Genomic DNA, 7,701 nt, shown 5'->3' on the forward strand with positions numbered 1-7,701 from the left:
GTGGGCGGGCTGGGGGGGGGGGGGGGGGGGGGGGTGTGGGGCGGCGCCCCCCGCGCGCACCGGCCCCGCCGCCGTCGTACCGGGTCGGCCGGCCGCCCGGTTTCCCGGCGGTGCGGGGGAATTACTGCTTCTTGAAGGAACGGATCTGATAGCTGCCCATCAGGTTTCCGCCTGCGCCTCCGGGGGTGGATCCGACGCGGGCGTTGTAATTGGTCTGGGTGTAGTACTGGACCCGGTTGTTCTTTCCGTTCCAGACGGAGCGGACATTGATTCCGCGCTGGATGAAGCCGCAGTTGTCCGCCGTGTTCGCCCGCTGGGCGTCAGACCATTCGCAGCGTTCGCCGCCGCCGTTCCAGTCGCTGTAGATGCAGAAGTTTCCGGAGTTGCAGGTGTAGGCCGCGGTCTGGCTCCCGGCGGCCGACGCGAAGGGTGCGGCGGCGAGGGAGAGGGCGAGGGAGAGACCGGCGGCGGCCAGCGAACTCATTCGGCGCATGACAGAAGTGCCCCTTTTGCAATCACGGCCGGGGGATCTCCCCGGCGAATGGACAGGGACGAACGGTGGAACTCGGCCAGGGTCCGGAAAACGGACCGGCACCCCGCCCGGACGGGATTCAGGATGGAGTGCGCACGGGAGGGGCACGAGCCCTTTTCACGTCAGCCGGTGGTGGAATTCCGGAAAGCGCGGGCTTTGCGTGCGCCCCGCGCGGGGGGATCCTGGGAACGGGGACCGGACGCGGCGAGGAGGCAGGCCATGACGCACGCCGAGGAGTGGAGGGTGGACCTCTACCTCGTGGAGGAGGACGGGACGACCAGGGCCCGGGCCGTGCTGGACAACGGGAAGACCACGATCACCGGCAGCGGCCGGGCCCGCTGCAACCCGCAGGACGTGGACGTCCCCGCGATCGGCGAGGAGCTGGCGGCGGGCCGGGCGATGCGCGACCTGTCCGCCCGGCTGATGCGCGCCGCCGACCGGGACCTGGCGGCGGTGGGCGCCGTGCCGGCCCCGCCGCGCACCGGGTACGGCTGGCCGGACGACGCCCGCCCGGGACGGTAGCCGGGCGGGCTCGGGGCTCCGGCCCCGGTCAGCAGATGCGGGGCAGCTGCTCCCCCAGCGGCAGGTCCACCACGCGGGTGCCGCCGAGGCCGGTGCGCGCCACGACCAGACCCGGGTGGGCCTCGACGGCCTCGCCGACGACCGCCGCGTCCCGGCCCAGCGGGTGCGCGCGCATGGCGTCGAGGACGGCTTCGGCGTGCTCGCGGGGGACGAAGGCGACCAGTTTGCCCTCGTTGGCGACGTAGAGCGGGTCGAGCCCGAGGATGGCGCAGGCGTTGGCCACCGCCTCCGGGACCGGTACGCGTCCCTCGTGCAGCACGACGCCGGTGCCGGAGGCGGCCGCGATCTCGTTCAGGGCGGCCGCGAGCCCGCCGCGGGTGGGGTCGCGCAGGACGTGCAGGTCGGGGGTGACGGCGAGCATCGTACGGACGAGGCCGCCGAGGGCCGCGCAGTCGCTCTCGATGTCGACGCCGAACTCCAGCCCTTCGCGGACGCTCATGATCGCGACCCCGTGCAGGCCGATGCCCCCGCTGACGATCACCACGTCGCCGGGGACGACGCGCTGCGGGCGCAGGTCGACCCCGTCGGGGATCAGTCCGATCCCGGCGGTGTTGACGTAGACGCCGTCCCCGTGGCCCATCTCGACGACCTTGGTGTCGCCGGTGGCCACCTCCACTCCGGCGGCCCGGGCGGCGGCGCCCATGTCCTCGGCGACCCGGGCGAGGGTGGCCATCTCCACGCCCTCCTCGAGGATGAACCCGCAGGAGAGGTAGGCGGCCTCCGCCCCGCTCATGGCGAGGTCGTTGACCGTGCCGTTGACGGCGAGGTCGCCGATGCTGCCGCCGGGGAAGAACAGCGGGCGCACCACGTAGGAGTCGGTGGAGAAGGCGAGGCGCTGCCCGCCGAGGCGCACGGCGGCGGAGTCGCCGAGCTGGGCGAGGGCCTCGCCGCCGAAGGCGGGGGCGAACAGGTGCTGGACGAGCTCGGCCGACAGGGCTCCGCCGCCGCCGTGGCCCATCACCACGCGGGGCCGGTCGCGCAGGGGGGCCGGACAGGTCCAGCCCGTGATGTCGAGTGCGGTCTCAGGCAACGGGGCTCGCCTCCAGCGGGGCGGTCGGGGCGGTGGGCTGGGGCGGGGTGGTGGCGGGCCGGGCGGCCCCGGGCCGCAATTCCAGGCGCCGGTAGAGGTAGTACGCGGCGCAGGCGCCCTCGCTGGAGACCATGGTGGCGCCGAGCGGGTTGCGCGGGGTGCACAGGGTGCCGAAGGCCTCGCACTCGTGCGGCTTGATCAGCCCCTGGAGCACCTCGCCGCTGCGGCAGGCGGCCGGCTCGCGGGTGGTGATGCCGGTGACGGAGAAGCGGTGTTCGGCGTCGTACGCGCGGAACCGCTCGGAGAGCCGCCAGCCGCTGTCCGGGATGGTCCCGATGCCGCGCCAGGCCCGGTTGGTGACCTCGAAGACGTCGGCGAGCATGGCGAGGGCGGCCGGGTTTCCCTCGGGGCGGACGGCGCGCGGGTAGGCGTTCTCGACGGTGTGCTCACCGCGTTCCAGCTGCCGTACGGCGCGGCGTACGCCTTCGAGGATGTCCAGCGGTTCGAAGCCGGTGACGACGATGGGGACCCGGTGGCGGTCCGCCAGGTCCGGGTACTCGGCGGTGCCCATCACGCTGCACACGTGACCGGCGGCGAGGAAGCCCTGGACCCGGCAGCTGGGCGAGCGCATGATCGCCTCGATGGCCGGGGGGACCCGGACGTGGGAGACGAGCAGGCTGAAGTTGGTGATGCCGAGCTTCCTGGCCTGGTACACCGTCATGGCGTTGGGCGGGGCGGTGGTCTCGAAGCCGATGCCGAAGAAGACGACCTCGCGGTCCGGGTTCTGCCGGGCGATCCTGAGCGCGTCGAGGGGCGAGTACACGACCCGTACGTCGCCGCCCTCGCCGCGCACCTGGAAGAGGTCGCGGCCGGTTCCGGGGACGCGGAGCATGTCCCCGAAGGAGCAGAAGATCACCCCGGGGCGGGAGGCGATCTCCAGGGCCTTGTCGATGACTTCGAGGGGGGTGACGCACACCGGGCAGCCGGGGCCGTGGATCAGCTCGACCTCGTCGGGCAGGAGCTGGTCGATGCCGTGCCGGATGATGGTGTGGGTCTGCCCGCCGCAGACCTCCATCAGCGCCCAGGGGCGGGTGACGGTGGCGCGGATGTCGTCGAGGAGCCTGCGGGCGAGGCCGGGGTCCTGGAATTCCTCGATGTACTTCACTGCCGGACTTCCTTCCGCGTCGCCGCCGCCGCGTCGGCCGGGCGGCCTTCGCCCCCGTCCCCGTCCGCGTCCTCCCCGAAGGGGTCCGCTTCGTCGCCGAACCGGGCGGCCTGCTCCCAGGGGTCGCCGAACTCCTCCTGGAGCATGCCGAGTTCCGCGAACAGGCCGAGGGTCTTGCGGGCCGATTCCTCGTCGAGCCGCTGCAGGGCGAAGCCCACGTGCACGATGGCGTACTCGCCCACCCGGAGGTCCGGGAGGTACTCCAGGCACACCTCCTTCTGGACGCCGCCGAAGTCGACGGTGGCCATGCGGGTGCCGTCCTTCTCCCCGATCTCAAGCACTCTGCCGGGTACCGCCAGGCACATGGGCCTCTCCTCGTGATGGGTGTCGCGTGGCGGCGGCTGCCGCCACCATGAGCTGGCCGAGCGCGAGGCCGCCGTCGTTGGGCGGCACCCGGTGCTGGCGCAGGACGGTGAACCCCCGCGCCCGCAGCGCCCGGGCGCAGGCGGAGGACAGCAGGGTGTTGCAGAAGACCCCGCCGGTCAGGGCGACGGTGTCCAGGCCGTGGTCGGCACGGGCGAGCAGGCAGAAGTCGGCGACCAGGGCGGCGACCGCCGCGTGGAAGCGGGCGGCGATCAGCGGACGGGGGGCGCCCGCCCGTACGTCGGCCACCGCCGCGGCCAGCACGGGCGCCGGATCGGCGACGACCGGGGCCGTCGTGCCGGGCGGCGGGAGGCGCAGGCCGAAGGCGTACGGACGGCGGTCGGCTGGTGCCCGGAGCGCGGCGGCCTCCAGTTCGACGGCGGCCTGGGCCTCGTAGCCGGCGTGCTGGCGGATCCCGGCGAGGGAGGAGACGGCGTCGAAGAGGCGGCCCATGCTGGAGGTGGGCGCGCAGTTCAGTCCGCGTTCCAACTGGGTTTCCAGCAACCGGAGTTCGTCGGGCGGGCAGGCGGCGGTGCAGGGCAGGTCCGGGGTCCGGGCGAGGCCGGCGGCGCGCAGGTGGGACAGGGCCATGCGGTAGGGGCGGCGGACGGCCGCGTCGCCGCCGGGCAGCGGGACGTAGGCGAGGTGGGCGAACCGGGTGTAGCCGGCGTAGTCCGCGAGGAGGACCTCCCCGCCCCAGACGGCGCCGTCGTCCCCGTAGCCGGTGCCGTCGAAGGCGACGCCGATGACCCGCTCGGAGCCGTCGTGGCCGTGTTCGGCCAGGGCGGAGGCGATGTGTGCGTGGTGGTGCTGTACGGGGACCAGCGGGCGGCCCTCCGCGTGGTCGCGGGTCCAGCGGCCGGAGCGGTATCCGGGGTGCCGGTCGGCGGCGAGCAGGGCGGGGGCGACGCCGGTGAGGGCCGACAGCTGGCGCTGGGCGTGGGCGAAGGCGTCCTGGGTGGCGAGGTCGTCCATGTCGCCGATGTGGGCGGACAGCCAGGCGCGGCGGCCCTCGCCGAGGCAGAGGGCGTTCTTGAGGTCACCGCCGGAGGCGAGGGTGGCGGGAACCGGGAGGGGCAGGGTGAGGGGCAGCGGGGCGTAGCCGCGCGAGCGCCGCAGGAGCAGCGGTTCGCCGTCGCAGAGCCGCACGACGGAGTCGTCGCAGGGGACGTGGATCGGGCGGTCGTGGGTGAGCCAGGCGTCGGCGAGGTGGGCGAGGCGTTCCAGCGCCTCGTCGTCGTCGGTGACGATGGGTTCACCGGAGAGGTTGCCGCTGGTCATGACGAGCAGGCGGGGCCCCGGCGGGTCGCCGGGCAGGCCGAGCAGCAGGTGGTGGACGGGGGTGTAGGGGAGCATCACGCCGAGGTCGGGGCTGCCGGGGGCGACGGCTTCGGCCAGCTCCGGGGCGGTGGCGGCCCGGCGGCGGAGCAGGACGACGGGGCGGACGGCTCCGGTGAGCAGTTCCCGTTCGCCGGGGCCGAGTTCGGCGAGGTGCTCGATGTCGGCGGGGTCGCGGGCCATCAGGGCGAAGGGTTTGTCCCCGCGTTCCTTGCGGCGGCGCAGCGCTGCCACGGCTTCGGCGTTGCCGGCGTCGCAGGCGAGGTGGTAGCCGCCGAGGCCCTTCACGGCGAGGACGGCGCCTTCGGCCAGCAGCCGGCGGGCCCCGGCGACGGGATCCGCGGTGGCCGTGGCGCGGGGCGGGCGGCCGGTGAGCAGCCGCAGCCGGGGGCCGCAGGCCGGGCAGGCGACGGGCTGGGCGTGGAAGCGGCGGTCGGCCGGGTCGGCGTACTCGCGGGCGCAGTCGGGGCACATGGGGAAGCGGGCCATGGTGGTGTGGGCCCGGTCGTAGGGCAGCCCGGTGACGATGGTGAAGCGGGGGCCGCAGTGGGTGCAGGTGATGAAGGGGTGGCGGTGGCGGCGGTCGGCCGGGTCGGCGAGTTCGGCGAGGCAGTCGGCGCAGGTGGCGGTGTCCGGGGAGACCAGGGTGCGGGGCGGGCCGCCGGTGCGGGAGGCGACGATGGTGAAGCCGGCGCCGCCGGTGGCCGGGACCGGGCGGTGGTCGACGGTGTCGACGACCGCCAGGGGCGGGGCGTCGGCGGCGAGGCGGTCGCAGAACGCCGCCACCGCCGACCGGGGGCCCTCGACCTCGGCGACCACGCCCTCGGGGGTGTTGGTGACGTGGCCGGCCAGGCCGAGGGTGGTGGCACGGGTGTACACGTACGGGCGGAACCCGACGCCTTGGACCACGCCGCGGACGGTGACGCGGCGGCGTTCCGCGGCCTCCATCAGTGGAGCCCGGCCGTGCCCGCGGGGGCGGGGTCCGGAAGGGCCGGGGTCGGGGGGCCCTCGGGGCCGTGCGTATGGGGGTGGTCGTGGGTGAGGTCGTGGGTGTGGGTGTGGGTGTGTGCCTGGCGGGACATCACCGGGGTGTGGGCGCGGGTGCCCCCCGCGATGGCCAGGGCGTGGTCCAGGAGGAGGCCCGTGCCCTCCTGCGAGCGGGCGGAGGTGCGCAGGATCCGCACGCCGGGGTTGACCCGCTGGACGTTCGCGCGGAAGGCGGCCTCGTCGAAGCCGACGGCCTCGGCGATGTCGGTCTTGGTGATGACCACCAGCTGGGCCGGGCCGAAGGCGGTCGGGTACTTCAGGGGCTTGTCCTCCCCCTCGGTCACGGAGGCCAGGACCACGCGCAGGGACTCGCCCAGGTCGTAGGAGGCCGGGCAGACCAGGTTGCCCACGTTCTCCACGAACAGCAGGCGGGTGTCCTCGGGGAGCCAGCCGTCCAGGTAGCGGCCCAGCATGTGCGCTTCGAGGTGGCACAGGCCGTCGGTGAGGACCTGTTGGACGGGGACGCCCGAACGCGCCAGGCGGGTCGCGTCGTTCTCGGTCGCCAGGTCGGCCGTCAGGGCGGCCACGGACACGCCCCGTTCCCGGGCCAGCGTCAACTCCCGTTCCAGCAGCTCGGTCTTCCCGCTCCCGGGGCTGGAGAGCAGGTTGACCACCGTCGTTCCGCGGGCGGTGAGTTCGGCGCGCAGGGCCTGCGCGGCCCCGTCGTTCTTGGCGAGCACCGCTCGTCGCAGATCGGCCTCTCGGCACACGGTCAGGCCTCCTCGGGGATCGGTTCGAGGGCGTCGTCCCAGACCACGCGCAGGATCCGCAGTTCGCGCCCGGAGAGGAGCTCGACGGCGGTGGCCTTCGCGCAGCGGGGGCAGGTCAGGTCGGGGGGCATGCCGACGGCCCACTCCCCCGTGCACCTCGCACAGCGGGCGCGGGCCGGCACGTGGTGGGTGACGAGTTCGGCGTCTTCGAGGGGGGTGGCGGTGCAGGCCAGTTCGAAGGAGAAGGCCAGGGCGTCGGGGACGACACCGGCCAGTTCCCCGATCTCCAGCTCCACCCGGCTCACGGAGCGTGCCGCTCCGGCTGGGGCCGCCTCCGCCACCTGGTCCACGACGGCCATGGCGATCGACATCTCGTGCATCGGACTCCGTCCTGCCGGGCCCCATTACAGCGGCGGGAGGCAGGGGTACGGGGCGGGCGCGCCGACGCGCCGCCCGCCCCGTACTCCGTTCGGACGCGCGGTGTCACATACGGCGGATCCGCAGGTAGCGCTTGATGTCGGGGAAGGTCTGGGCGAGTACGGCGGCCGCGGCCAGGGCCACGGCTGCGCAGACGACGGCCTTCTTCATGGGGTTCTCCTCAGTTCGCACCGGTTGCTTGTCCCCGGCCCGGGCTCCGCCTCCCGGGCCGGCAGGAGGTCCAGGAGCATCCGTACGGCCTCCGGTACCGCGGCGGCCACGGGCGCGCTCAGCCCGATGCCCTCCTCCACCCGGGCCGGTTCGCAGCCGACGACGTAGGTGCGCCGGGGCGGGGTGGAACCGGTGCCGGCGCACAGGGTGCCCAGCAGGCCGAGGACCGCGTCGGGGGACATGTGGTGGCCGTCGAGCACCGGGCGGCCGGCGCCCGCCGGGGCGG

General features: G+C 74.5%; 9 protein-coding genes and 1 pseudogene. 1 reads left to right on the plus strand and 9 read right to left on the minus strand.

Going from position 1 to position 7,701, the window contains the following annotated elements; genetic code table 11:
- Window positions 1-121: 121 nt before the first annotated feature.
- Window positions 122-493 carry a peptidase inhibitor family I36 protein gene (locus ACFVXK_RS35555; protein ID WP_389620522.1) on the minus strand — a complete coding sequence of 124 codons (372 nt, stop codon included), beginning with the start codon at window positions 491-493 and terminating at the stop codon, window positions 122-124.
- A gap of 258 nt (window positions 494-751) precedes the next feature.
- Here ACFVXK_RS35555 and ACFVXK_RS35560 point away from each other — a divergent pair, with 258 nt between their 5' ends.
- Window positions 752-1,054: a DUF1876 domain-containing protein gene (locus ACFVXK_RS35560; protein WP_389620526.1), complete on the plus strand. Its 303-nt coding sequence runs from the start codon at window positions 752-754 to the stop codon at window positions 1,052-1,054.
- Window positions 1,055-1,082: 28 nt separating this feature from the next.
- On the opposite strand, the gene hypE is transcribed toward ACFVXK_RS35560, so the two are convergent.
- From hypE to ACFVXK_RS35600, 8 genes and pseudogenes are all read right to left on the minus strand, one after another.
- Window positions 1,083-2,144 carry a hydrogenase expression/formation protein HypE gene (gene hypE, locus ACFVXK_RS35565; RefSeq protein WP_389620529.1) on the minus strand — a complete coding sequence of 354 codons (1,062 nt, stop codon included), beginning with the start codon at window positions 2,142-2,144 and terminating at the stop codon, window positions 1,083-1,085.
- Window positions 2,137-3,309 (minus strand): hydrogenase formation protein HypD, encoded by a 1,173-nt coding sequence (gene hypD, locus ACFVXK_RS35570; protein WP_389620532.1) that lies wholly within the window; start codon window positions 3,307-3,309, stop codon window positions 2,137-2,139. Before hypD ends, hypE begins: the two co-directional genes overlap by 8 nt.
- Window positions 3,306-3,674 (minus strand): HypC/HybG/HupF family hydrogenase formation chaperone, encoded by a 369-nt coding sequence (locus ACFVXK_RS35575; protein WP_389620535.1) that lies wholly within the window; start codon window positions 3,672-3,674, stop codon window positions 3,306-3,308. Before ACFVXK_RS35575 ends, hypD begins: the two co-directional genes overlap by 4 nt.
- Window positions 3,643-6,018 carry a carbamoyltransferase HypF gene (hypF, locus tag ACFVXK_RS35580; protein ID WP_389620539.1) on the minus strand — a complete coding sequence of 792 codons (2,376 nt, stop codon included), beginning with the start codon at window positions 6,016-6,018 and terminating at the stop codon, window positions 3,643-3,645. Before hypF ends, ACFVXK_RS35575 begins: the two co-directional genes overlap by 32 nt.
- On the minus strand, window positions 6,018-6,827 hold the full coding sequence (hypB, locus tag ACFVXK_RS35585; RefSeq protein ID WP_389620542.1) for a hydrogenase nickel incorporation protein HypB: 810 nt from the start codon (window positions 6,825-6,827) through the stop codon (window positions 6,018-6,020). Before hypB ends, hypF begins: the two co-directional genes overlap by 1 nt.
- Before the next feature lie 2 nt (window positions 6,828-6,829).
- Window positions 6,830-7,207, minus strand: a complete 378-nt coding sequence (locus ACFVXK_RS35590; protein ID WP_389620546.1) for a hydrogenase maturation nickel metallochaperone HypA — start codon at window positions 7,205-7,207, stop codon at window positions 6,830-6,832.
- 103 nt (window positions 7,208-7,310) lie between these two features.
- Complete coding sequence (locus tag ACFVXK_RS35595; protein ID WP_389620549.1) at window positions 7,311-7,415, minus strand: DUF6893 family small protein; 105 nt, start codon at window positions 7,413-7,415, stop codon at window positions 7,311-7,313.
- Window positions 7,412-7,701: pseudogene (locus tag ACFVXK_RS35600) on the minus strand (protease); the annotation flags it as partial. The pseudogene ACFVXK_RS35600 and the gene ACFVXK_RS35595, both read right to left, overlap by 4 nt.

Source organism: Streptomyces sp. NPDC058157 (genome assembly GCF_042884105.1).
GTDB lineage: Bacteria > Actinomycetota > Actinomycetes > Streptomycetales > Streptomycetaceae > Streptomyces.

Coding starts and splice junctions, on each gene's coding strand:
- ACFVXK_RS35560 (WP_389620526.1), top strand. CDS start 752: ATGACGCACGCCGAGGAGTGGAGGGTGGACCTCTACCTCGTGGAGGAG.
- ACFVXK_RS35590 (WP_389620546.1), bottom strand. CDS start 7,207: ATGCACGAGATGTCGATCGCCATGGCCGTCGTGGACCAGGTGGCGGAG.
- hypF (WP_389620539.1), bottom strand. CDS start 6,018: ATGGAGGCCGCGGAACGCCGCCGCGTCACCGTCCGCGGCGTGGTCCAA.
- ACFVXK_RS35555 (WP_389620522.1), bottom strand. CDS start 493: ATGCGCCGAATGAGTTCGCTGGCCGCCGCCGGTCTCTCCCTCGCCCTC.
- ACFVXK_RS35575 (WP_389620535.1), bottom strand. CDS start 3,674: ATGTGCCTGGCGGTACCCGGCAGAGTGCTTGAGATCGGGGAGAAGGAC.
- ACFVXK_RS35595 (WP_389620549.1), bottom strand. CDS start 7,415: ATGAAGAAGGCCGTCGTCTGCGCAGCCGTGGCCCTGGCCGCGGCCGCC.